Source organism: Duganella sp. 1411 (assembly GCF_017833525.1).
Lineage (GTDB): Bacteria > Pseudomonadota > Gammaproteobacteria > Burkholderiales > Burkholderiaceae_D > Rugamonas.
This window is the reverse complement of record NZ_JAFICD010000001.1, coordinates 1,284,557-1,306,447: the sequence shown is the minus strand read 5'-3', so window position 1 is coordinate 1,306,447 and position 21,891 is coordinate 1,284,557. Positions and strand designations below refer to the sequence as shown.

Here is a 21,891-nt window from a genome sequence, read left to right as displayed (position 1 = left end):
CGGGCAAGAAGAAGGATAGCATTGACCCACGGCAATTCGCCAGCGCTGATGCATGGCGTATGTGCGTTATCTAGCACTTGTTTGTGGAAACGCACGACCCCGTTGCCCGCATCGCGCAGGTCTCCCGGACGCGTTGTGTTCGCTTTCAATGCGACAATCCGCCGTCGCCAGCCATCCAACCCACCAACGAAAGCCAAGACAGACATGCCCACCCCCACCCCGCGCGGCCCGATGCTGCTACTGCTGCCTATTTTCCTGATACTGGCCGTCGTCGCCGCGCTGTTCGCGTGGGTCGGCGGCTGGATCGGCAACCGCGACCTGACGCCGCAAAAAATGATGGACACCGCCCAGGCGTCGGGCAAACAACAGCCGGGTTTCCGGCGCGCGCACAGCAAGGGCGTCTGCTTTGACGGCACGTTCGCGCCGACGCCGGCGGCGGCGAAACTGTCGACCGCGCGCGCCTTCTCGCAGCCGTCGATCGCCGTCATCGGCCGCTTTTCCGCGTCCTCCAACAACCCGTACGCGCCCGATGGCGCGTCGCCGGTGCGCGGCATGGCCGTGCAGCTGAAAACCGACGACGGCCAGGACTGGCGCATCGCGATGAACAGCTTCCCCTTCTTTGCCGCCGCGACGGCGCAGGGATTCCAGGCGATGAACGAGGCCGGCCAGCCCGATCCGGCCACCGGCAAGCCGGACCCGGACAAGATGAAGGCCGTGCTGGCCGCGCATCCGGAGATCGCCGCTTTCCAGGCCTGGGCTAAAACGGCGCCCAGGTCGGACAGCCTGGGTAACACCCGCTTCAACGGCGTCAACGCGTTCCGCCTGACGGACGCGCAGGGCGTCGACCGCATGGTGCGCTGGTCGATGCGGCCGCGGGCACCGTTCGCGGCGATGACGCCCGAGCAGCTGAAGTCGGCCGATGCCAATTTTCTGGGCGAGGACCTGGAGCGGCGCCTGGCCGCCGGCCCGCTGGTGTGGGACATGGTGGTGCAAATCGCCGCGCCCGGCGACCCGATCACCGATCCCTCGAAGGCCTGGCCGGATAGCCGTCCGGAGGCCACCATCGGCACCCTGACCGTGGTACACGCGGAAGCGCAGGCCACCGGTCCATGCCGCGACATCAACTTCGATCCGCTGATACTACCGGACGGCATCGCCGGCAGCGACGATCCGATCCTGCATGCGCGCTCGGCGGCGTACTCGGTGTCGTTCAACCGGCGCGAACGCGAAATCAGCGCAGGCAAGAGCGCCTATCCAACCAGCCAGAACGGGAGCGCCCGATGAACCGCCCACGCCACTTCAATTTGCTCGCCCGGGTTCTGCACTGGGCCATGGCCGTCGCCATTTTCGCCATGCTGTTCGTCGGCGCCGGCATGGTCGTGTCGCTGCGGTACCGCGACCAGTTGCTGGCCATGCACCGCCCGCTGGGGATCGCCATCCTGCTGCTGGCCGTCGTGCGCCTGGCCAATCGCCTGACGCGGCCGACGCCGGCGCTGCCGGCCGACCTGCCGACTATCCAGAAAACCGCCGCGCACGCGTCGCATTGGCTGTTGTATGGGCTGATGCTGGCCATGCCGCTGATCGGCTGGGCCATGCTGTCGGCCGGCGGCTATCCGATACCGATGTTCGGCGGCGTGCACCTGCCGGCCATCCTGCCGCACAGCCCCGAGGTGTACGGTTTCCTGCGCCCGCTGCACGGGGCATTGGCATACCTGCTGTTCCTGACCATCCTCGGCCACCTCGGCGCGGCGCTGTATCACGCCTGGGTGCGGCGCGACGAGGTGTTCGGCCAGATGGCCAGGGGCGAATAAAAAAGGCCGCTCCGGCGGCCTTCACTTTATTTCTTCATCGCGTCCTTGCCCATGTCGTCCTTTTTCATGTCGTCTTTCTTCATCTCGTCTTTTTTCATGCCGTCCTTGGCCATGTCGTCCTTCTTCATGCCGTCCTTGGCCATTTTGTCGTGATGCATCGGCTTTTTCATCGCATCCTTTTTCATGCCGTCCTTGGCCATGGCGTCCTTGGACATGTCGTCCTTCTTCATCGCGTCCTGGGCGTAGGCGGCGCCGGACAGCATCAGGCATGCGGCGAGCAGGGTGGTGGTCAGTTTGTTCATGGTGATTCCTTTAGTAGGTTTAACAACGGGTTTTAACAACGTAGGTACCGGTCAGCTGCCGCCGAACCAGTTATACCCCTGGTCTTCCCAATAGCCGCCAGGGTGGGTATTCGTGACAAAAATGGCTTGTACGTGCTTGGGATTCTTATAGCCCAGCTTGGTCGGCATGCGCAGCTTCATCGGGAAGCCGTAGCGCGGCGGCAGCGGCTGGTCGTTGAAGCTCAGCGCCATCAGCGTCTGCGGATGCAGCGCGGTGGCCATGTCGATGCTGGTGTGGTAGTCGTCGCCGCATTTGAAGCCGACGTATTTCGCGCTCAGGTCGGCGCCGACGTGGCGCAGGAAGTGCGAGAACGGCACGCCGCCCCATTTGCCGATCGCGCTCCAGCCTTCGACGCAGATGTGGCGCGTCACGTGCGCCTGCTGCGGCAGGGCGCGCAGCGCCGCCAGCGTCCACGGCTTGCGGTCGGCCACCAGGCCGGACAGCTCCAGGCGCCAGTCGCCGCCGTCGATGTCGCGGATCTCGTCCTCGCCGTAGTAGGCGTTGAACGGGAACGGCTGCGTGAGCATCGATTCCGGGTAGGTCGGCGCCAGGCGCGCCGGATCGAACAGCAGGCCCTGGACCCGGTCGTTGAAGCGCGACACCCGGGTCAGCGCCGCCTCGATGCTCTCCTCGCTGCTGAGGGAGCAGCCGGTCAGCAAGGTCAGCCCGCCGAGGGTGACCGAGCGTTGCAGGAAGGCGCGGCGCGACGGTTCGGCCACGCGGGCGATGGCGTCGGCCAGCATGGCGGCGCCTTCGGCCGGGATGACGATCTCGCGTTTCTTGAATAGTTTTATCATGGTCGGTCCCGATGCGGCTTAGCGGCCGCGCAACATGGCAAGCAACGTGCGTGGCACCAGCGCCACCATCACCACATGGATGACGATGAAGGCGGACAGGCCGGCCATCGCGATAAAGTGCACGTACCGCGCGGCTTCGTAGCCGCCCATCAGCTCGCGCAACAGCGGAAACTGCACGGACTTCCACAGCACCAGCCCGGACAGCACGAGAACGATCGCGTCGACCATCACGAACAGGTAGGCCAGTCGTTGCACGCTGTTATAGTGGCGCGGGTCGGCGTGCGACAGCCTGCCGCGCAGCGCCTGGCCGATGTCGCGCAGCAGTTGGCGCAAACTGATCGGGAAGAACTGGCGCCGCAACCGGCCGGAGGCGAGGTTGATCGCCAGGTACAGCACGCCGTTGGCGGCCAGCAGCCACATCGCGGCGAAGTGCCACTGCAAGGCGCCGCCGAGCCAGCCGCCCAGCGTGTAGCCGGACGGGATGGTGAAGCCGAGGAAGCGGGTGGCGTTGTAGATGCGCCAGCCGCTGGTCAGCAGGACGATCACGGCGATGGCGTTGAGCCAATGTGTCAGGCGCAGCCATGCCGGATGGATAATGGGACTGTCGGAGGATTTCATGGTCGGTGTTCTCGATGACGGTACCAGTGAGTTCGTGGCCGCCGGTGGATTGGTTACACGGTGGGGAAAATATTCTTAAAAAATTTTTTGTTTGGGCGATGTAACCAAAGGGCGCCATGCGACGAATAGAAGAGGTGGACCACCTACGCTCGACCGAATTACGCCTCCACGCCTTGTTTTTACAGGGCATGGATGGCGATGCCTTGGCCTATCGCCGTTTTTTAACGGCGACGGCGACGCATTTGCGCGCGTTTCTGCGGCGGCGCCTGAGCCGCTGGCCGGACGAGGTGGAGGACCTGGTGCAGGAGGCGCTGCTGGCGATCCATAACCAGCGCCTGACTTACGACACCGCCGTGCCGCTGACGGCGTGGGTCTACACGATCGCCAAGTACAAGCTGATCGACTGGCTGCGGCGGCACGCGCGGCGCGACAGCCTGCACGATGCGCTCGACGATGTCGACGAGGGCGAGCACGCGCTGTTCTCCACCACCGACGAAGCCGCCGGAGAGGCGCGGCGCGACCTCGCCAAGCTGCTCGGCTTGTTGCCGGACAAGCAGCGCGACGCCATCGTCCATACCAAACTCGATGGATTGTCGATGCGCGAAGCGGCCGACCTGCTGCACATGTCGGAGGCCGCCGTCAAGGTGTCGGTGCATCGTGGAATGAAAACATTGGCCGCTATCTTGAGAGGTTCGCCATGAAAACGGATGATTTGATACAAATGCTGTCCAGCGGGCCCGATGTGGCGCCGCCCGCGCGGCCGGTGCGCGCCACGGCGCTGCCGCTGCTCGGCGGCCTGCTCGCCAGCGCCGCGCTGATGCTGGCGATACTGGGCATGCGCCCGGACCTGGGCCTGGCGCTGGCGTTGCCGGCGTTCTGGCTGAAGCTGGGGTTTTCGCTGGCGCTGGCCGGCGCCGGCGGGCTGGCGGTCAAGCGGCTGGCCGCGCCCGGCGCCAGCGTGCGCCTGTTGCCGCTGTTCGTCGCCGGGCCGGTGGTGGTGCTGTGGGTAATGGCGGCGGTGGCGCTGTGGCTGGCGGCGCCCGAGGTGCGTCCGGATTTGTTCTGGGGCCGCACGTGGCGCTATTGCCCGCTGCTGATTTCGATATTGTCGCTGCCGTTGCTGGCCGCCGCGCTGCACATCCTGCGCGGGCGCGCGCCGACCCGCCTCCGATTGGCGGGCGCGGCAGCCGGCTTCGCCGCCGGCGCGGCGGCGGCGGCGGTGTACTGCCTGCATTGTCCGGAGATGAGCCCGGTGTTCGTCGGCTCCTGGTATTTGCTGGGCATGCTGATCCCCACGGCGCTGGGGGCGGCGTTGGGGCCGCGCGCGCTGGCCTGGTAGCGCGGCGGGCCGTGGGTCCCGCCGCGCCGCATGGTCATGCGGGCCGGGGCGTCGAAGGCCGGTTCTTGCTCACGCCATTTTGTTGTCCCTAGTCAATTGTTACGCGTTGCCGCACCGCTACAATCGTTTGTCCACGAGAGGAGCGTCTATGAAACAGCGCGTCAATATCATGGTGCCGCGCCCCGCCGGCGGCCGGCCGTCGCGGGGGACATCGGCCCGGCGCCCGCGGCAACGCGGCGCCATCGCCATCCTCTTCACCTTGATGGTGGCCATACTGATCGGCTTTATCGGCCTGGCGCTCGACCTGGCGCGCGTCTACAACCGCCGCGCCGAACTGCGGACGATCGCCAACGTGGCGGCGATGGCGGCGGCGCGCTCGCTCAACGGCACCTCGACCGGGATCGACAATGCGCTGGCGCAGGCCGCCGTCGCGATGAGCGCGCTCAAATATAAATACGATCGCGAGGGCATCAGCTGGAACGACGCCGCGCTGTCGTTCAGTAACTCGCCCAACGGCGCCTGGCTTGACCATGCCTCGGCCCGCAGCGCTCCCAGCGGCCTGACCTACGCCCGCGCGGCCACCGGCAATCTGGACATCGGCGTCATCGAACTGTTTTTTCTGCGTGTGATGTCCGACGCCCTGCGAACTGCCGACGTCGAGGTGACAGCGGTGGCGGGGCGCTCGACGATCGATGTCGTGCCGCTGGCGGTGTGCGCGCTGTCCAACGTCGAGGCGGCGACGCGCGCCAACCCGGGGCCGCCGGCGAACGTCGAATTGGTGCAGTACGGCTTCCGGCGCGGTGTCGCGTATGACCTGATGCAGCTCAATCCGAACGGCACCGCGGCCCAGAATTTCATCATCGACCCGTTTTCGCCCCCCGGCACCGCCGGCACGATCGCCAACCTGGCGACGGCCTTTGTCGGCCCGTATGTATGTACGGGGCAGCTGGCGATGCCGCGCGTGTTCGGCGGCACGATCACCGTCGGCCGGCCGTTCCCGCTGGCGTCGCTGTTCAACCAGCTCAACTCCAGGTTCGACCAATACACCGGGTCGCTGTGCTCGAACGTGACCGCGCCGCCGGACACGAATATCCGCTCCTTCGCGTTCGGCGCCGCGACCCCGTGGATGGCCGTCGCGCCCACCAGCCAATCGGCAGCGTCGACGACGACCGGGAGCCAACTGCGCACCGTGGCCGACCCGTTGACCAAGCCCGTTGGCACCACCGCGCCCATGTATGGCCCGCTGTGGACGTACGCCCGGGCCGTTCCGTACAGTTCCTACGTGCCCGGCTCCGTCGAGCCCACCGCCGGCTACGTGGCGTTCGCCACCAGCGCCTGGAGCACGCTTTACGGGCCCGCGGGGCCGACGGCGGCGGCCTCTTATCCGGCCGGGTCGTCGACGCCGTACAAGGCCACCAACGGCGTCAATTTCCTGGCGCCGGCCGCCGCCCACAAGGGCATCGCCAACCGCCGCGTGCTGAACGTGGCCTTGCTGTCCTGCCCGGTGGCGGGCGGCGCGCTGAGCGCGGCCACCGTGCTCGGCGTCGGCAAGTTTTTAATGACCGTGCCGGCGACGGCCACGAGCCTGTACGCCGAGTTCGGCGGCCTGGCGGCCGAACAGACCCTGGACGGGGCCGTGGAACTCTATCCGTGAGAGTCGGCGTTGACCACCGGCGATCTCAGACCAGTCCGAAGGTTTTCCGCAGGCCTGCATCGACCGGGCCGGCGGGCATGAAGCGGCGCAATTTGCTCAGCAGCGATGCTTCGCCCTTCGGCGTGCGCCGCATTTTCCAGGCGCCCAGCGCGGCTTCGACGACCGTGCCGGCGACGCCATCGGGCGCGGGCGCGCCATTGATGGCGCTTTCGATCGTGCGGAACGCCTTGTCGCGTTCGCCGTTATAGGCGGAAAGCTTGACGGCCGCGTGCGGCGCGTTGACGTCCAGTCCCGTCTTGGTGAACGAGGGCTCGACCAGCACCACGCGGATGCCGAAGTTGCGCACTTCGTGATCCAGCGATTCGGACAGGCCCTCGACGGCATGCTTGGAGGCCGAATACAGCCCCATGTACGGCGCCGGCAGGAAACCCACCACCGAGCTGATGTTGACGATCCTGCCCGCAGCTTGCCCGCGCATGTGGGGCAGCGCCGCTTTGGTCGTGCGCAGGATGCCAAACACGTTGGTGTCGAACAGCGATTGCGCCTCGGCGACCGAGGTTTCCTCCGTCGCGCCGAGCAGGCTGACACCGGCGCTGTTGACCAGCACGTCGATGCGCCCGGCCTGCGCGACGATGGCGTCGATGCCCTGTTGCACCGACGCTTCGTCGCGGACATCCATCTCGACCAGCACGACGCCGGGCACCGGCTGCGCCCTGGCCAGGCTGCGCACGGTGCCGAACACGCGGCAACCCCGCTCGGCAAACTTGACCGCGGCGGCGCGCCCGATGCCCGACGACACGCCGGTGATAACGACAACTTTAGGCTCTGACATGGTGGTTCTTTCTTATAGGATGAATGGGATGTCTCAGTTTTGCCGACGGGCCGGCCGGATCTTGAACCAGATCGAATACATCGCCGGCAGGAACACCAGGGTCAGTATCGTGCCCGCCAGCGTGCCGCCGATCAGCGTGTAGGCGAGGGTGCCCCAGAACACCGAATGGGTCAGCGGGATGAAGGCCAGGATCGCCGCCAGCGCCGTCAGGATCACGGGGCGCGAGCGCTGCACGGTGGCCTCGACCACGGCGTCGAACGGCGCCAGCCCGGCCTGCTCGTTGTGGTGGATCTGGCCGATCAGGATCAGCGTGTTGCGCATCAGGATGCCCGACAGCGCGATCAGGCCCACCAGCGCGTTGATGCCGAACGGCTGCTGGAACAGCAGCAGGGTGGGCACCACGCCGATCAACCCGAGCGGACTGGTCAGGAAGACCATGGCCATCGCCGAGATCGAGCGCACCTGGAAGATGATGATCAGCAAAGTGGCCGCCAGCATGATCGGGAACAGCGGCAGCATCGCCGTGGTCGCCTTGCCCGACTCCTCGATCGCGCCGGCCTGGTCGATGCGGTAGCCGTCCGGCAGCTTGGCGATGATCGTTTCCAGTTGCGCGCCGACGGCGGCCGACACGTCCGGCGGCTGCAAGCCGTCGGCGATGTCGCCCCGCACGGTGATCGTCGGCATGCGGTCGCGGCGGCGCATGATGGGTTCCTCCATGCGCACGTCGACGCTGCCCACCTGCGACAGCGGAATGCGTTGGCCGTTGGCGCCGGCCAGCGTGAAGTCGGCGATCTTCGCCGGGTCCAGCCTGCTGTCGCCGGCCGAGCGGGCCGTTACCTGCACCGTGCGGATGTCCTCGCGGACGGTGGTGACGGGCACGCCGCTGAGCAGGAATTGCAATTGCTGCGCCACCGCGCTGGAGCTCAGCCCCACGGCCTGCAAGCGGTCCTGCTGCAGGGTGAAGTGTAGCACGGGCGTGCGCGTGCCCCAGTCGACGTTGACGGTGCGCATCATCGGACTGGCGTCCATGACTTGCCGCACGTCGGCGGCGATGGCGCGCAGCCGGTCCTGGTCCGGGCCGGAGATCCGGTAGGCGACCGGATACGGTGAATACGGGCCGAACACCAGCTGGGTCACGCGCACGCGCGCCTCGGGGGCGAGGCCCCCGGCGATGGCCTGGCGCAGCCGCAGTTTGAGCGCGTCGCGCTGGTCCTGGCTGTCGGTGCGGATCACGATCTTGGCGAACGACGGGTCCGGCAACTCGGGGCCCATCGCCAGGAAGAAGCGCGGCGCGCCCTGGCCGACATAGGCGGTGACGATCTTCGCTTCCGGCTGCTTGGACAGCCAGGCCTCGACCCTGGCCGCGGCGGCGCTGGTTTGCGCGATCGAGGTGCCGTACGGCATTTGTACCTCGACCAGCACTTCGGGACGGTCGGAGATCGGGAAGAATTGCTTCTTGACCACCGCCATGCCCAGCACCGACAGCACGAACAGGCCGACCACCGCGCCGGCCACCAGCCACTTGCGGCCGATGACGCGCGCCAGCACCCGGCGGAAGCGGTTGTAGCGCGGGGTGTCGTAGAGCGCGTCGTGGCCGCCCTCGACCTGTTTGAGCTCGGGCAGCAGCTTGACGCCGAGGTAGGGCGTGAACACCACCGCCACCACCCACGAGGCGATCAGTGCGATGCCGACGATCCAGAACATATTGCTGGTGTATTCGCCGGCGGTGGAGCGGGCAAAGCCGTTGGGCATGAAGCCGACCGCCGTCACCAGCGTGCCCGAGAGCATGGGCGCAGCCGTGTGGCTCCAGGCGTAGGCCGAGGCGGCGATGCGGTCGTAGCCTTCCTCCATTTTGACCACCATCATTTCGATGGCGATGATGGCGTCGTCGACCAGCAGGCCCAGGCCCAGGATCAGCGAGCCGAGCGTGATGCGGTCGAAGTTCTTGCCGGTCGCGGCCATGATGATGAACACCACCGCCAGCGTCAGCGGCACGGCCGCCGCCACCACGATGCCCACGCGCCAGCCCATGCTGACGAAGCACACCACCATCACCACCAGCAGCGCGACGAAGAACTTGACCATGAATTCGTCGACGGACGAACTGATGTTGACCGCCTGGTCGGTGACCTTGGTCAAGCCCATGCCCAGCGGCATGTCGGCGTTGATCGCGCCGACTTCCTTGTCGAGCGCCTTGCCCAGGTCGAGGCCGTTCCAGCCGTCGCGCATGATGATGCCCAGCAGCAGGGCCGGCTCGCCGCCGTTGCGGATCATGAAGGTCGCCGGGTCCTCGTAGCCGCGCTTGACGGTGGCGATGTCCGAGAGTTTCAAGGTGCGGCCCTGGGCCACCACCGGGGTGTCGCGGATCTTTTGCAACTCGTCGAACGCGCCGTCGAGGCGGATGAACACCTGCGGGCCCCGGGTTTCGACGGAGCCGGCCGGGGTCAGCGCGTTCTGCCCGTTGAGCGCGGCGAACACCTCCTGCGGACTGACGCCCAGGGTCGCCAGGCGGTCGTGCGACAGCTCGACGTAGATGCGCTCGGACTGCTCGCCGACGATGTTGACCTTCTTGACGCCCGGCACGTGCAGCAAGCGCTGGCGCAAGGTCTCGGCGTCGCGCACCAGCAGGCGCTGCGGCTCGCCCTTGGCCTTGAGCGCGAACAGGGCGAAGGTGACGTCCGCGTATTCGTCGTTGACCATCGGCCCGATGACGCCTGGCGGCAGGTTGCCGGCCTCGTCGCCGACCTTCTTGCGGGCCTGGTAGAACTGTTCCTGCACCTCGGACGGCGGCGTGCTGTCGAGCAGGGTCAGGGTGGTGAAGGCCAGGCCGGGCCGGGTGTAGGTTTCGCTGCGGTCGTACCAGCGCAGTTCCTGCAGCCGTTTTTCCAGCTTCTCGGCGACCTGGTCCTGCATTTCCTGCGCGGTGGCGCCCGGCCAGGCGGTGACGATGGTCATCACCTTGACCGTGAACGCCGGGTCTTCCGCCCGGCCGAGTTTGAAGAACGCCAGGATGCCGGCCAGCGAGATCAGGCAGATCAGGAACAAGGTGATGGCGCGCTCGCGCACGGCCAGCGCCGACAGGTTGAAGCGGCCTGCGCTCATGGACGCGCTCCCGAGGCGGCGGTGGCCTGGTCGGCCACGCGGACCTGTTCGCCTTCACGCAGCAGGTGGGCGCCGAGGGCGACGATGCGCTCGCCGGACTTGAGCTGACCGCTGATGCGCGCGCCGTCGTCGTCCAGGCGCTGGACCGCGACCGCCCGCCAGGAAACCTTCGCGGGTTTTCCATCGATGACCCACACCCCCGGCCCCTTGCCGGCGTCGAACAGGGCGCCGAGCGGTACCCACAAGCCGCCCGGCGCGGCCGGATGCGCCTCCGGGATCTGGATGGTGACGGTGGTGCCCAGCGGCGCGTCGGCCAGCTCGCCCTCCAGCACATAGCGCGCCTCGAAGGTGCGCGTCTGCCGGTCGGCGCTGTCGGACAGTTGCCTGAGTTTGGTGGGAGCGGTCGTGCCCTCCTTGCCGAACAGCGCGGCCTGGCCGACCGAGCCGACGGCCGGGCGCAAGGTCTCGGGCAACTGGATCACGGCCTCGCGGCGCCCGGCGTGGGCGACCCGCACCACGACCTGGCCGGCGTTGACGACCTGGCCGGGTTCGACCAGCGTTTCCATGACGACGCCATCGGAATCGGCCACCAGCTCGGTGTAGCGGCTGGCGTTGCCGGCGACTTCGGCCTGCGCCTCGGCCGCGTTCAGCTGGGCCTTGGCGGTGTCGGCCGCCGCCTTGACCTGGTCGTAGGCGGACGACGAGATCGCGCCGGTGCCGCGCAGGTCGCGGTAGCGGGCTTCCTCGTCGGCGGTCTGGCGCGCCCGCGCCCGGGCGGCGGCGACCGCCTCCTGCTGGGCGTGGGCGGCCAGTTTCAGGTCGACGGGATCGATGCGCATGAGCGGCTGCCCGCGCTTGACGGTTTGGCCCGCGTCCACCAGCCGCTGCGACACCTTGCCGGAGACACGGAAGCCGAGATCGCTTTGCACGCGTGCGGCGACGGTGCCGGTGAACACGCGCGAAGCGTCCGCCGCGTCGCGGATGGTGGCCACGCGCACCAGTGGCGCCGCGGTGCGGGGATCGGCTGGCGGCTTGTCGCCACAGGCGACCAAAGCGAACGGCAGGGGGGATAGGGCGGCAGCGAAAACGAGGCGGCGGAACATGGGAATCCCAAAAAGAGCTAGACAGGACGCCTATTCTGATACTAGTGACCAATTAAGTCAATAGTCACCAAAAGGTTTAAAAGACCCCGGCCAAGCCGGTTTTCGACCGTTTTCAGGGGCCTGCGGGCGGGATTTGTGTTGTTCCACGTAGGGCGGATTAGGCGGAACGCCGTAATCCGCCATTTTTGAGCCGCCGACGGCGCACCCATGGCGGCGGATTGCGGCGATTGAAGTTGGACGACGCCATCGACCAAACGGTCGATACCGTGGAGGAGAGGGCCAGGGAGGCCGGTTACGCCTTTTTCACATCGCCGGCGACGTCCGCCGGACCCACCGCGTCAATCGCATTGACCAGTTGCTGTTGCGCCAGAACCCCATACAGCGGCGCGCCGATCACGCGGGAGACGGTACGCGCGACCATCGCGCACGCCATCAAACTCAACACCATGGAATGGCCATCCACCATTTCCATCACGATGATGAACGAGGTCAGCGGGGCCTGCGTGGCCGCCGCCAAAAAGCCCACCATCCCCAGGGCGATGAGCGCGGTCGCATTAGGCGAGTGCAGCAACAGCGCGATATCGTTGCCGATAGCGGCGCCGATGGCCAGCGACGGCGCGAAGATGCCCGCCGGCACACCCGACCACGTGGTCAGCCAGGTGGCCACGAACTTCAACAGCAAAAACAGCGCGGGCAGCGTCTCCAGTCCGGCCAGCATGTCGCGTGTATGGTTATAACCGCTGCCGAACGTGGCGCCGCCCGAGACAAACCCGATCAGCCCCACCAGCAATCCACAGACGGCCGCGAACAGCACGGGCCGCGCCTTGCGCAGGCGCGACATCCAGTCGCGCCCCTTGCCGCCGAGGGAGGCTTGCAGCAGCCGGGAGAACACGCCGCCGAGTCCACCGCTGACCAAGGCCACCAGCAGCCCGGCGGGCAACAGCGAAAGATCGATGCCGCTGGCGTGGATGATCCCGAAATAGGTGGCGTTGCCGTAGACGGAGACCGCCATCAAACCCGCCAGCACGATCGCCGACATCAACAAGCCGCTGCTGCGTTGCTCGGGCGTGCGCGACAACTCCTCGATGGCGAACATGATGCCGGCCAGCGGCGTATTAAAAGCCGCCGCGATGCCGGCGGCGCCGCCGGCGACCAGCAAGCCGTGCGTGGTCACGGCCGAGCGCTCGGGCAGCCAGCGTTGCGCCGTCAGCATGATGCCGGCGGCCACCTGCACCGACGGCCCCTCGCGGCCCAGCGAAAGTCCGGCCAGCAAACCCCACGTCGTCAAGGCGATTTTCGCCATGCTGAGTTTGAACGACACCAGTCTTCCCTGGATCGGCGCCGACGCCAGCGGGTCGAGGGCGGCCATCACTTGCGGGATGCCCGATCCCGCGGCGGCGGCAAAGTAGCGCCGGGTGATCCAGACGATCGCCGCCGCGCACAGTGGCGTCCAGCACAGGGCGATCCACGGATGGACATGGAAAGCAGTCATGAATAAGCCCAGCGCCTCCTCCCCTAACCAGGTAAAAGCGACGACGGTCAGCCCCGCGATGCCGGCGGCGGCGACGACGATGCCCCGGGTGGCCCAGATGCGCCAATCCCGGAATTCGCGGTTGAAGGATGCGGCGGTGTCGTGCTTGGTTTTCATGGGGGAGGGCGGATCGGACGGGAATTCGCCAAGCTGAAAGTATATTTGCACAAATATACTTTGCATCAAGCTGATCTGTCAATTAAGCAAACATGAAGTCCTTTCAGTTATTATTCGGCCATGCAAGATAATCAACCGTCCTCCGTGGAAGCCGTCGCGGACGCAGTGCCCGCAGCCAGAGTGCTGCGGCAGTTCCGAATCGTGTTCAATGCGGTCAAAACACATTTCCGCAGCGTGGAGAAAGTCGCCGGCATGGGCGGCGCCCAGCTGTGGGCGCTAAGCGTTATTCAGCAACACCCGGGAATAGGCGTCAACGGCCTGGCGGGTAAGCTGGACATCCATCAGACCACCGCCAGCAACCTGGTCAAGTCGCTGATGACCCAGGGGCTGATCGAGCAAGCGAAAAGCAGCAGCGATCGCCGCGTGGTCACCATGACGCTTACCGCCGCTGGAGAGAGCCGCCTTCGCTCCGCGCCCATGCCGTTCGCCGGGGTGTTGCCGGACGCGCTAGCGTCCATGGACCCCGCCACCCTGGCACGCTTGGAGCATGACCTGAACGCCTTGATTTTAGTGCTCGAGGCGGGCGACGCCGGGGCCAATACGCCATTGTCCGACCTGTAGGCCGCCATATGTACGCTCGTCAAGATTGCATTACTGAGTATCGATGTATAGTATATATTGCAAACAGTTACTTAATGGAGACGTATGAAGAACATTTTGTTGGCCACCGCATGTTTGCTGTCGTTACAGTGCGCTCAAAGTTCGGCCGAGCAGGCGCCGGCGGCTATCACCGATGAACAGCGTTCGGCGTTGAAGTCGAAATCGGATGCGGGAAACCTGGCGCCGGAGTTGCTGCTCTCCGCCGAGGACATGCGCTGGTGGCGGGATGCGAAGTTGGGCATCTTCATCCATTGGGGGCTGTACGCCATCCCGGCCAAAGGGGAGTGGCACATGTCCAATGACAAGGTCGATGCCGCGGAGTACGCGAAACTGGCCGCGCGCTTCAAGCCCAGGCATTTCGATGCGAATGGCTGGGCAAAATTGGCCAAGGACGCGGGCGCGCAGTACATGGTGATGACGGCGCGGCATCACGATGGTTTCGCCATGTTCGACAGCAAATCCAGTTATCGGAATTTCGACTCCGTGCATTCGGCGGCGCACAAGGACTTCATCGCGGATTACGTGGCGGCCGTGCGCCGCCAAGGTATGCGGGTCGGCATCTATTACTCGCCGATGGACTGGCGCTTTCCGGGCTATTTCGATCCCAAGGGCTTGCCGGAGAACGCGGCGCTGATGAAGGCGCAAGGTTACGGGCAGGTCCGCGAATTGATGTCCAATTACGGCAAGATCGATATTCTGTGGTACGACGGCGGCTGGCTGGCGCATCGCGGAACCGACGCCGACGCCGCCTGGTTTTGGCAGCCGGAGATCCTCAACGCACAAGTCAGGAAGCTGCAGCCGAAGATCGCGATCAATCCACGCTCCGGCTGGCAAGGCGACTTCGCCACCGAGGAGGGCGACCAGGCGATCGCCGGACCGATACGGCAGAAACCCTGGGAGAAAACATTCTCGATCGGCGCTGGATGGGGCTACGTGCCCGGCGATGCGATGAAACCGGAGAAGGTGATCCGCCTGGTGGTCGACGCCGTGGTTCGGAACGGCAATGCCCTGGTCAATATGAGCCCGGACGCGGACGGCGATATCCCGCAGACGCAAGTCCAGACGCTGCAGGCCGTCGGGGCATGGATGCGCGTCAACGGCGAAGGCATCTATGCCACGCGGCCGGGTCCTTTCCAGCCGGTTGACGGCGTGTACGGCGCGACGACGCGCGGCAAAAACATCTATGTCCACGTGTTGTCGTGGCCTGCGGACAGCCTGAGGCTGCCCGCGCTGCCCGGGAAGATCGTCTCGGCCAGCACCCTGGCGGGCGCGCCGGTGCGATTCAGCCAGTCCGGCGACGGCATCGTCGTCAGCGTCGATGCCGCCGCGCGCGATCCGGTCGATACCGTCATCAAACTGGAAACCACTTCCGATCCCGCCGCCGCGCTTTAACTTAGGGCCGGCATGCGGTGCCGGCCGTGGCCAACGGTGGTATATTCAGCTTTTGTGAATGACCGGGGCGGGCATGGATAGGTTGCGGGCGATGGAAGTGTTTGTCGAGGTGGTGCGCAAGAACGGCTTCGCGCGGGCGGCGGACGCGCTCGACACATCGCCGGCCAACGTCACGCGCATCATCGCCGATCTGGAGAGCCACCTCGGCACCCGGCTGCTCAACCGCAGTTCGCGCAAGATGTCGCTGACCGAAAGCGGCGACGCGCTCTACGAACGGGCCAAAACCATCGTCGAGGACATGGCCGAGGTCGAAGCGATCGCCTCGTCCACGTCGGGCACGCCGCGCGGCGTGCTGCGGCTGAACGCGCCGCTCAGTTTCGGCGTGCTGCAGCTGGCGCCGTTGTGGGGCAAGTTCATGGACCTGCATCCCGGCATCGAGCTGGAGGTGGCGCTGATCGACCGCGTGGTCGACATCGTGGAGGAGGGCTACGACATGGCGATCCGCATCTCCCGCGCCGGCTCGGCCTCGCACGCGGCGCGCAAGCTGGCGACGTCGCAAAACATCTGCTGCGCCGCGCCCGCGTATCTTGAAAAACACGGCGTCCCCAAGGTACCCCAGGACCTGGCCGCGCACCGCTGCATCGGTTATCGCTACGCGGCCACGGCCGACGAGTGGCATTTCAGCCAGCGCTCGGGCAAGCCGGACGTGGTCAAGGTCAACTGCGCGATGCACACCAACAATGGCGACACCGCCCGCGCGGTGGCCGTCGCCGGCGGCGGCGTCATCTGGCAGCCGACCTTTCTGATCGGCGCCGACTTGCGGGCGGGGCGCCTGGTGCGCGTGTTGCCGGAATACGACTTGCCCGACATCGACGTGCTGGCGGTCTATCCGAGCCGGCGCCACCTGAGCGCCAAGGTGCGCGTGATGATCGATTTCCTGGCGCAGGAGTTCGCCGGCGTCCCGCCGTGGGATCGCTGAAGCGCGGGTTCGATCATCGGGCCGCCAACCCGGCCCGTTGACGGGTCGCATATTTAACACGCTTTTACATCATCAATTATTTCCACGTGGAAATTTAATGGTAGCATAGGCATGAATCCGGCGATCATCCAGGCCGGATACCACCTCCGAGAGACCGCCATGCGCCATTACCTGCTTCCGATCACCTGCGTCGCCGCCTTGCTCAGCGCCTGCGGGGGCGGCAACACCGACACCAATGCCAACACGGGGCCGCTGCAAGCCAGCCCCTTGGCGACCGCGTCCACGGTGCTGGTGCTGGAGAACGGCGACCTGTCCGCCGAGGACGCTCAACTGCTGGCGCTGCCTTCCTTCCATATGGCGCCGGTGGTGCTGGACACGCCGGAGAGCGTCGAGGCCGGCGCGCCCGTGCCCGTCGCGGTCCATCGGCAAACCGTGCCTTATGAATACCGCAACGTCGATACGCGCCGCTTGACGATGCAGGAATTGCCCCGGCGCCTGGCCGCCCGCGCCGCCTCGTCGACCGACGGCACGGCCTTGCCGGCGGCGACCGGCGGCACCGTCGCCACCTACACCCCGGCGCAGATCCGCGCCGCCTACGGCCTGCCGACACTGCCGGCCAGTTTTACCAACCTGACCGCCACCCAGGCCGCGCAGCTCGGCGCCGGCCAGACCATCTATATCGTCGACGCCCGGCACGATCCCAACGTCGCGGCGGAACTGGCCGCCTTCAACAGCAAGTTCGGTCTGCCGGCCTGCGCCACCAAGGCCATCGCCGCCGGCGCCAGCCTGCCGCTGCCGGCCGCCTCGCGCACCGCCTGCGAATTTTCCGTGGTGTACAGCACGGCCGCCGGCGCGATGACCGCCACCGTGCCGCCGTACGATGCCGGTTGGGCCACCGAGATCGCGCTCGATGTGCAATGGGCGCACGCCACCGCGCCGCTGGCGCGCATCGTGCTGATCGAGGCGAACAGCCCCAGCTACGATAATCTGCTGGGCGGCGTGAAGCTGGCCAACAACATGGGCCCGGGCGTCGTGTCGATGAGCTTTGGCGGCGCCGAGAGCGCCGGCACCGGTTCGGCGGACGCTACCTTCTCGGCGGCCGGCATGAGCTACCTGGCCGCCACCGGCGACTCCGGCGCCGGCGTGGCGTGGCCCTCGGTGTCGGCCAAGGTGCTGGCGGTCGGCGGTACCACGCTCACCTATAGCGGCGCCGCGCGCTCCGAAGTGGTGTGGTCCGGCACCGGCGGCGGCACCAGCGCCTACGTGGCAAAGCCGGCCTACCAGAGCGCCGCCGTGCCGGGCATGGACGGCACGAGCCGCCGCACGGTCGCCGACGTCGCCTTCAACGCCGACCCCAACAGCGGCCAGTACGTCGCGCTGATCGCCTCCGGCACCACCACCGTCAAATGGACCAGCGTCGGCGGCACCAGCCTGGCGACGCCGCAATGGGCCGGCCTGATCGCCGTCGCCAACGCGCTGCGGGCCCAGAACGCCAAGGCTGCGCTGGGCGCGCCGCACGCCGCGCTGTACACGCAAATCGCCAGCGTGCCGGGCAGCTATGCCGGCGTGTTCGCCGACGTCACCGCCGGCAGCCACGGCACTTGCACCACCTGCGCCGCCAAGACCGGCTACGACGCGCCGTCCGGCCTGGGCACGCCGAAGGCCAGCTCCCTGCTGGGCACCTTGTCCGGCCTGACCGTGCAAACGGCGCCGGTGGTGACGGCGGCGACCATCAACGGCAAGGCCGGCACGGCGCTGACGTTCACAGCCTCGGTCACGTCCACCAACGCGGTGACCTATTCGCTGTCGGGCGCCCCCGCCGGCATGACCATCAGCGGCGCCGGCGTGGTCGGCTGGGCGGCGCCGGTGGCGGGTACCTACGGCGTCACCGTCACCGCCAAGGACGGCGTGAACGGCTTGAGCGGTTCCGGCGTCTACACGGTGGTGGTCGCGCCCGCCGGCACCGCCACGACCACCGCCAGCGCCGGCACCGGCGGACCAGTGATCAAGGCCACCGCCTTGACCGGGGTGGCGGGGCGGGTGTTGAGCGGGAGTTTCAGCGTTACCGATGCGGGCAGCAAATCGATGTCGGTTTCCATCTCCGGCGCGCCGCTGGGCATGATGTTCTCGGCCAGCGGCGGCACGATCTCGATGCTGTGGGCGGCGCCTGTCACCGGCGGTTATCAGCTGAAAGTGGTCGCGACCAATGGCAGTGGCGTCAGTTCCACCGTTACCATCCCGGTGACGATCACGGCGCGCTGAGCGTCGGCGGGTCCTGGGCCGGGTTGCGCCGGTCGAAGGCCTGCCGGGCTTGTTCCACCTCGGGCAGCCTGGTCATCGTCCACTCGTGCATCGCCTTTAACGGTAGCAGCAGGGTGCGCCCGAGCGGCGTGATCTCGTATTCCACCGCGATCGGCGACACCGGAATCACACGGCGCGAGACCTGCCCATTCCGCTCTAGCCTGCGCAGGCATTGGGTCAGCGCCTTTTGAGTCACGCCTCCCAGGCGGCGTTTGATGGCGTTGAAGCGAACCGGCTCCTCTTCAAGCACGACCAGCACCATCATCGACCATTTATCGGAAATCTGGTCGAACAGCGCGCGGCCCGGACAGTCGGCGGAGAAGCATTGTTCTGGAATATCGGTCATCGGTGGTTTCCTTGTCTATACCTAGGCACCACAAGGTGCCTAATTGACTCCAAGTATATTTCATATACCATGCAGACTCCAACAACAATTGAGTCCACCTTATGACTTCCATCGATACGAACGTGCTGTTCCGCCCACTCACCATCAAGTCGCTTGAGCTGAAAAACCGCATCGTCATGGCGCCGATGACGCGCAACTTCTCCCCCAACGGCGTGCCCAACGAGGCCAACGCCGCGTACTACCAGCGCCGCGCGGCCGGGCAGGTCGGACTGATCCTGTCCGAAGGCACCGTGGTCGACCGGCCCGCGTCGCGCAACGAGCCCAACGTTCCGATGTTCCATGGCGAGGCGGCGCTGGCCGGTTGGAAAGGCGTGATCGACGCCGTGCACGGCGCCGGCGGGCGCATGGGGCCGCAGCTGTGGCACACCGGCGCGGTCCGCTCCGGCGAGTGGGAGCCCGAGGCGCCGGTCGAAAGCCCGTCCGGGCTGAACGCCCCCGGCGCGGCGCGCGGCCAGGCCATGGGCGACAGCGCCATCGCCGACACCATCGCCGCCTTCGGCAAGGCGGCGGCCGACGCCAAGCGGCTGGGCTTCGACACGGTGGAGATCCACGGCGCGCACGGCTATCTGATCGATCAATTCTTCTGGGCCGGTACCAACCTGCGCGACGACCGCTACGGCGGCGCGACGCTCAAGGAGCGGTCGCGTTTCGCCAGGGAGATCGTGGCGGAGGTGCGCAAGGCGGTCGGCGCCGAGTTCCCGATCATCATGCGGGTCAGCCAATGGAAGCAGCAGGACTTGACCGTGCGCCTGGCCGAGACGCCGGCGGCGATGTCGGACTGGCTGTTGCCGCTGGTCGAGGCCGGGGTGGACGTGCTGCATTGCTCGCAGCGGCGTTTCTGGGAACCGGAGTTCCCGGAAGTCGATGGCGAGAACGGCTTGAACGCCGCCGGCTGGGCCAAGAAGCTGACCGGCGCGACCACCATCAGCGTGGGTTCGGTCGGCCTCGATGGCGACGTGCTGAACGCCTTCCAGGGCAAGGGCTCGGGCACCATGAGTCTGAACCGCCTGGTCGAGCGCATGGAGCGCGACGAGTTCGATCTGATCGCCGTCGGCCGCGCCTTGATCAGCGACCCCGCCTGGACCGCGAAGGTCCAGCGCGGCGAGCACGAAAGCCTGAAGGGTTTCGACGCCGCCGCGCTGGCGGAGCTCATTTAACGGTCAGGAAGTCGTAGTGGGCCGGACTGTCCTCGGCGCGCGGCAGGCGGAAGATCTCCTGGTGCGCGAAGGTCCTGGTGGCGTCGGCCAGCCCGGCCTGCCAGTGCTCGGTCATGGTCCGGCGCGAAAACTCGAAGTCCTTGTACTGGCCCTCGTAGGTCGCCGAGCGGTACACCAGCTCGACGATGTTGTACAGCGCCGGCTCCAGCTCGTCGACCAGCAGCAGCGCCTGCGGCGAGGCCGCCAGCTCGGCCGGCATCAGCGCCAGCAATTGCTTGAATGGCGTGCGCAACTGCTCCAGGCGGCGGAAGGCGTCGGTGGCGTTGCGGGTGCGGCTCGAATACTGGATCTCCTTCATGCGCGTGGCCACGCTGGCCATATCGGTCGGCAACTGGCCGCGCGCGCTCCACAAGTCCACCTGCAGCACCAGCGTGTCGAGCGACGAGCACGCCGACAGCACCCAGTCGAGCGGGGTGTTCGACACCATGCCGCCGTCCCAGTAGTGCTCGCCGTCGATCTCGACCGAATCGAAGCCGGGCGGCAGCGCGCAACTGGCCATGATGTGCTCCGGGCCGATTTTGTCGACGGCGTTGTCGAAGTAGGCGAAGTTGCCGGTGCGGACATTGACCGCGCCCACGCTGAGCCGGGTCTCGCGGGCGTTGATGCGGTCGAAGTCGACCAGCCGCTCGAGCGTGGCGCGCAGCGGTTCGGTGTCGTAGTAGCTGGTGCCGGCGCCGTTCCATGACAGCAGCGGCGAGGGCACGCGCGGGCGGAAGAAGCCGGGCACGCCCTGCATCAGGACGTTGCCGGCGGCGAACTGGTTGAGCCAGCCGCGCTGGACGTCCGGCAGCGCCCAGGCGTCGAACGGGCCGCCGGGGAAGCCGCCGCCCGGCGCGCTGACCTGGTCCCAGAATTCACGCAGGCGCGCGACCCGGTGTTCGCGGGCGTTGCCGGCGATGATGGCGCTGTTGATGGCGCCGATCGAGATGCCGGCCAGCCAGGTCGGATCGACGCCGATCTCCAGCAATTTTTCGTAGACGCCGGCCTGGTAGGCGCCCAGCGCGCCGCCACCCTGCAGCACCAGCGCGACGTTCTCGAACTCGACGCGGCCGCGCCGGGCGCTGCCGGTGATCGGCCGCGGGCCGCGCGGCTGGCTGGGGTCGCGCTTATTCACGCTCGGGCACCGGCACGTTGAAGCCGTTGAGCGTGGTCGAGACCAGCGCGTACAGCCCGACTAAATAGATCAGCTCGTTGGTGCCGGTCTGGCCGAACGCCTCCACCGCCTGCCGGTACAGCGGCTCGGGCAGCACGCCGCCCCGGCTGAGCGCGTACGAGAAGTCGAAGCCGATGTTCTCGTTCGTCGACAGGTCGGTCGGCTTGAGGCCGGCCACCAGCGCACCCAGGCGCGCCGGCGCCATGCCCTCGTGCTCGGCGACGGCCACATGGGCGTACAGCTCGTAGGCGGCGCCGTAGCGCGCGCCCACCACCAGGATCACGATCTGGCGCACATTGTCGGGCAGCACGGCGCCGGCCGTCATCGCCAGGGTCAGGTCCCAGATCGCCTTGCCGATCGCCGGCTGGTGCAGCCATGGATTCCACGGCCCCATCAGGGCGCCGTCCTCCCGTTCGCTCTTGAACGCGTTGAAATTGCTGGCGATACCCTTGCGCATATCGTCGTACAGCGGTTTTTGTTCGGCGCTCAATTCGGCCGGGGCGATCAGGGGCAGACGCATATCGTTACTCTCCAGGT

The 21,891-nt window shown here is 66.9% G+C and carries 20 protein-coding genes; 10 read left to right on the top strand and 10 right to left on the bottom strand.

Features of this window, described 5'->3' with window-relative positions; translation table 11 throughout:
• The first annotated feature begins 204 nt into the window (after positions 1-204).
• Together JOD97_RS05095 and JOD97_RS05090 are read left to right on the top strand one after the other, a co-directional pair.
• Positions 205-1,284, top strand: a complete 1,080-nt coding sequence (locus JOD97_RS05095; RefSeq protein WP_209713903.1) for a catalase family peroxidase — start codon at positions 205-207, stop codon at positions 1,282-1,284.
• A complete protein-coding gene (locus tag JOD97_RS05090) occupies positions 1,281-1,811 on the top strand; it encodes a cytochrome b (protein WP_209713901.1) in 531 nt (176 codons plus the stop codon). Before JOD97_RS05095 ends, JOD97_RS05090 begins: the two co-directional genes overlap by 4 nt.
• Before the next feature lie 26 nt (positions 1,812-1,837).
• On the opposite strand, the gene JOD97_RS05085 is transcribed toward JOD97_RS05090, so the two are convergent.
• The 3 genes from JOD97_RS05085 to JOD97_RS05075 all read right to left on the bottom strand — a co-directional run bounded on the left by JOD97_RS05085 (position 1,838) and on the right by JOD97_RS05075 (position 3,568).
• Positions 1,838-2,113 carry a pentapeptide MXKDX repeat protein gene (locus JOD97_RS05085; RefSeq protein WP_209713899.1) on the bottom strand — a complete coding sequence of 92 codons (276 nt, stop codon included), beginning with the start codon at positions 2,111-2,113 and terminating at the stop codon, positions 1,838-1,840.
• Between the two features lie 51 nt (positions 2,114-2,164).
• Positions 2,165-2,896: a molybdopterin-dependent oxidoreductase gene (locus JOD97_RS05080; protein WP_229264342.1), complete on the bottom strand. Its 732-nt coding sequence runs from the start codon at positions 2,894-2,896 to the stop codon at positions 2,165-2,167.
• A 72-nt stretch (positions 2,897-2,968) separates the two neighbouring features.
• Complete coding sequence (locus JOD97_RS05075; protein ID WP_209713895.1) at positions 2,969-3,568, bottom strand: cytochrome b/b6 domain-containing protein; 600 nt, start codon at positions 3,566-3,568, stop codon at positions 2,969-2,971.
• A gap of 116 nt (positions 3,569-3,684) precedes the next feature.
• Between JOD97_RS05075 and JOD97_RS05070 the strand changes: the two genes are divergently transcribed.
• From JOD97_RS05070 to JOD97_RS05060, 3 genes are all read left to right on the top strand, one after another.
• The gene (locus tag JOD97_RS05070) at positions 3,685-4,269 is read left to right on the top strand and encodes a sigma-70 family RNA polymerase sigma factor (protein WP_209713893.1); all 585 of its coding nucleotides are present in this window, start codon (positions 3,685-3,687) and stop codon (positions 4,267-4,269) included.
• Complete coding sequence (locus tag JOD97_RS05065) at positions 4,266-4,907, top strand: NrsF family protein (RefSeq protein ID WP_209713891.1); 642 nt, start codon at positions 4,266-4,268, stop codon at positions 4,905-4,907. The genes JOD97_RS05070 and JOD97_RS05065 overlap by 4 nt, the downstream gene beginning before the upstream one ends.
• Before the next feature lie 148 nt (positions 4,908-5,055).
• On the top strand, positions 5,056-6,561 hold the full coding sequence (locus JOD97_RS05060; RefSeq protein ID WP_229264185.1) for a pilus assembly protein TadG-related protein: 1,506 nt from the start codon (positions 5,056-5,058) through the stop codon (positions 6,559-6,561).
• A 25-nt stretch (positions 6,562-6,586) separates the two neighbouring features.
• Here the strand turns inward: JOD97_RS05060 and JOD97_RS05055 are convergent, their stop codons facing one another.
• The 4 genes from JOD97_RS05055 to JOD97_RS05040 form a co-directional block, all read right to left on the bottom strand.
• A complete protein-coding gene (locus JOD97_RS05055) occupies positions 6,587-7,393 on the bottom strand; it encodes an oxidoreductase (RefSeq protein WP_209713889.1) in 807 nt (268 codons plus the stop codon).
• Positions 7,394-7,426: 33 nt separating this feature from the next.
• Positions 7,427-10,495 carry an efflux RND transporter permease subunit gene (locus tag JOD97_RS05050; protein WP_209713887.1) on the bottom strand — a complete coding sequence of 1,023 codons (3,069 nt, stop codon included), beginning with the start codon at positions 10,493-10,495 and terminating at the stop codon, positions 7,427-7,429.
• On the bottom strand, positions 10,492-11,598 hold the full coding sequence (locus tag JOD97_RS05045; protein WP_209713885.1) for an efflux RND transporter periplasmic adaptor subunit: 1,107 nt from the start codon (positions 11,596-11,598) through the stop codon (positions 10,492-10,494). Before JOD97_RS05045 ends, JOD97_RS05050 begins: the two co-directional genes overlap by 4 nt.
• Before the next feature lie 292 nt (positions 11,599-11,890).
• Positions 11,891-13,246 (bottom strand): chloride channel protein, encoded by a 1,356-nt coding sequence (locus JOD97_RS05040; protein WP_209713883.1) that lies wholly within the window; start codon positions 13,244-13,246, stop codon positions 11,891-11,893.
• Positions 13,247-13,366: 120 nt separating this feature from the next.
• On the opposite strand from JOD97_RS05040, the gene JOD97_RS05035 reads away from it, so the two are divergent.
• The 4 genes from JOD97_RS05035 to JOD97_RS05020 all read left to right on the top strand — a co-directional run bounded on the left by JOD97_RS05035 (position 13,367) and on the right by JOD97_RS05020 (position 18,539).
• The gene (locus JOD97_RS05035; protein WP_209713880.1) at positions 13,367-13,867 is read left to right on the top strand and encodes a MarR family winged helix-turn-helix transcriptional regulator; all 501 of its coding nucleotides are present in this window, start codon (positions 13,367-13,369) and stop codon (positions 13,865-13,867) included.
• An 84-nt stretch (positions 13,868-13,951) separates the two neighbouring features.
• On the top strand, positions 13,952-15,298 hold the full coding sequence (locus tag JOD97_RS05030) for an alpha-L-fucosidase (RefSeq protein WP_209713878.1): 1,347 nt from the start codon (positions 13,952-13,954) through the stop codon (positions 15,296-15,298).
• Between the two features lie 73 nt (positions 15,299-15,371).
• Positions 15,372-16,277, top strand: a complete 906-nt coding sequence (locus JOD97_RS05025; RefSeq protein ID WP_209713876.1) for a LysR family transcriptional regulator — start codon at positions 15,372-15,374, stop codon at positions 16,275-16,277.
• 159 nt (positions 16,278-16,436) lie between these two features.
• Positions 16,437-18,539 (top strand): putative Ig domain-containing protein, encoded by a 2,103-nt coding sequence (locus JOD97_RS05020; protein ID WP_209713874.1) that lies wholly within the window; start codon positions 16,437-16,439, stop codon positions 18,537-18,539.
• Here JOD97_RS05020 and JOD97_RS05015 read toward each other — a convergent pair.
• Positions 18,526-18,924 (bottom strand): helix-turn-helix domain-containing protein, encoded by a 399-nt coding sequence (locus tag JOD97_RS05015; RefSeq protein ID WP_209713872.1) that lies wholly within the window; start codon positions 18,922-18,924, stop codon positions 18,526-18,528. The two genes, JOD97_RS05020 and JOD97_RS05015, sit on opposite strands and share 14 nt — an antisense overlap.
• 101 nt (positions 18,925-19,025) lie before the next feature.
• Here JOD97_RS05015 and JOD97_RS05010 point away from each other — a divergent pair, with 101 nt between their 5' ends.
• Complete coding sequence (locus JOD97_RS05010) at positions 19,026-20,141, top strand: NADH:flavin oxidoreductase (RefSeq protein ID WP_209713870.1); 1,116 nt, start codon at positions 19,026-19,028, stop codon at positions 20,139-20,141.
• On the opposite strand, the gene JOD97_RS05005 is transcribed toward JOD97_RS05010, so the two are convergent.
• Together JOD97_RS05005 and JOD97_RS05000 are read right to left on the bottom strand one after the other, a co-directional pair.
• On the bottom strand, positions 20,134-21,315 hold the full coding sequence (locus JOD97_RS05005; protein WP_209713868.1) for a patatin-like phospholipase family protein: 1,182 nt from the start codon (positions 21,313-21,315) through the stop codon (positions 20,134-20,136). The two genes, JOD97_RS05010 and JOD97_RS05005, sit on opposite strands and share 8 nt — an antisense overlap.
• Positions 21,308-21,874 (bottom strand): carboxymuconolactone decarboxylase family protein, encoded by a 567-nt coding sequence (locus tag JOD97_RS05000; protein ID WP_209713866.1) that lies wholly within the window; start codon positions 21,872-21,874, stop codon positions 21,308-21,310. Before JOD97_RS05000 ends, JOD97_RS05005 begins: the two co-directional genes overlap by 8 nt.
• Between the last annotated feature and the right edge of the window lie 17 nt (positions 21,875-21,891).

Excerpts from the sequence above, each read along its gene's own strand:
- JOD97_RS05090 (WP_209713901.1), top strand. The coding sequence starts at position 1,281 with ATGAACCGCCCACGCCACTTCAATTTGCTCGCCCGGGTTCTGCACTGG.
- JOD97_RS05015 (WP_209713872.1), bottom strand. The coding sequence starts at position 18,924 with ATGACCGATATTCCAGAACAATGCTTCTCCGCCGACTGTCCGGGCCGC.
- JOD97_RS05075 (WP_209713895.1), bottom strand. The coding sequence starts at position 3,568 with ATGAAATCCTCCGACAGTCCCATTATCCATCCGGCATGGCTGCGCCTG.
- JOD97_RS05055 (WP_209713889.1), bottom strand. The coding sequence starts at position 7,393 with ATGTCAGAGCCTAAAGTTGTCGTTATCACCGGCGTGTCGTCGGGCATC.
- JOD97_RS05070 (WP_209713893.1), top strand. The coding sequence starts at position 3,685 with ATGCGACGAATAGAAGAGGTGGACCACCTACGCTCGACCGAATTACGC.
- JOD97_RS05080 (WP_229264342.1), bottom strand. The coding sequence starts at position 2,896 with ATGCTGGCCGACGCCATCGCCCGCGTGGCCGAACCGTCGCGCCGCGCC.
- JOD97_RS05060 (WP_229264185.1), top strand. The coding sequence starts at position 5,056 with ATGAAACAGCGCGTCAATATCATGGTGCCGCGCCCCGCCGGCGGCCGG.
- JOD97_RS05045 (WP_209713885.1), bottom strand. The coding sequence starts at position 11,598 with ATGTTCCGCCGCCTCGTTTTCGCTGCCGCCCTATCCCCCCTGCCGTTC.
- JOD97_RS05040 (WP_209713883.1), bottom strand. The coding sequence starts at position 13,246 with ATGAAAACCAAGCACGACACCGCCGCATCCTTCAACCGCGAATTCCGG.
- JOD97_RS05050 (WP_209713887.1), bottom strand. The coding sequence starts at position 10,495 with ATGAGCGCAGGCCGCTTCAACCTGTCGGCGCTGGCCGTGCGCGAGCGC.
- JOD97_RS05030 (WP_209713878.1), top strand. The coding sequence starts at position 13,952 with ATGAAGAACATTTTGTTGGCCACCGCATGTTTGCTGTCGTTACAGTGC.
- JOD97_RS05095 (WP_209713903.1), top strand. The coding sequence starts at position 205 with ATGCCCACCCCCACCCCGCGCGGCCCGATGCTGCTACTGCTGCCTATT.
- JOD97_RS05025 (WP_209713876.1), top strand. The coding sequence starts at position 15,372 with ATGGATAGGTTGCGGGCGATGGAAGTGTTTGTCGAGGTGGTGCGCAAG.
- JOD97_RS05000 (WP_209713866.1), bottom strand. The coding sequence starts at position 21,874 with ATGCGTCTGCCCCTGATCGCCCCGGCCGAATTGAGCGCCGAACAAAAA.
- JOD97_RS05010 (WP_209713870.1), top strand. The coding sequence starts at position 19,026 with ATGACTTCCATCGATACGAACGTGCTGTTCCGCCCACTCACCATCAAG.
- JOD97_RS05085 (WP_209713899.1), bottom strand. The coding sequence starts at position 2,113 with ATGAACAAACTGACCACCACCCTGCTCGCCGCATGCCTGATGCTGTCC.
- JOD97_RS05065 (WP_209713891.1), top strand. The coding sequence starts at position 4,266 with ATGAAAACGGATGATTTGATACAAATGCTGTCCAGCGGGCCCGATGTG.
- JOD97_RS05020 (WP_209713874.1), top strand. The coding sequence starts at position 16,437 with ATGCGCCATTACCTGCTTCCGATCACCTGCGTCGCCGCCTTGCTCAGC.
- JOD97_RS05035 (WP_209713880.1), top strand. The coding sequence starts at position 13,367 with ATGCAAGATAATCAACCGTCCTCCGTGGAAGCCGTCGCGGACGCAGTG.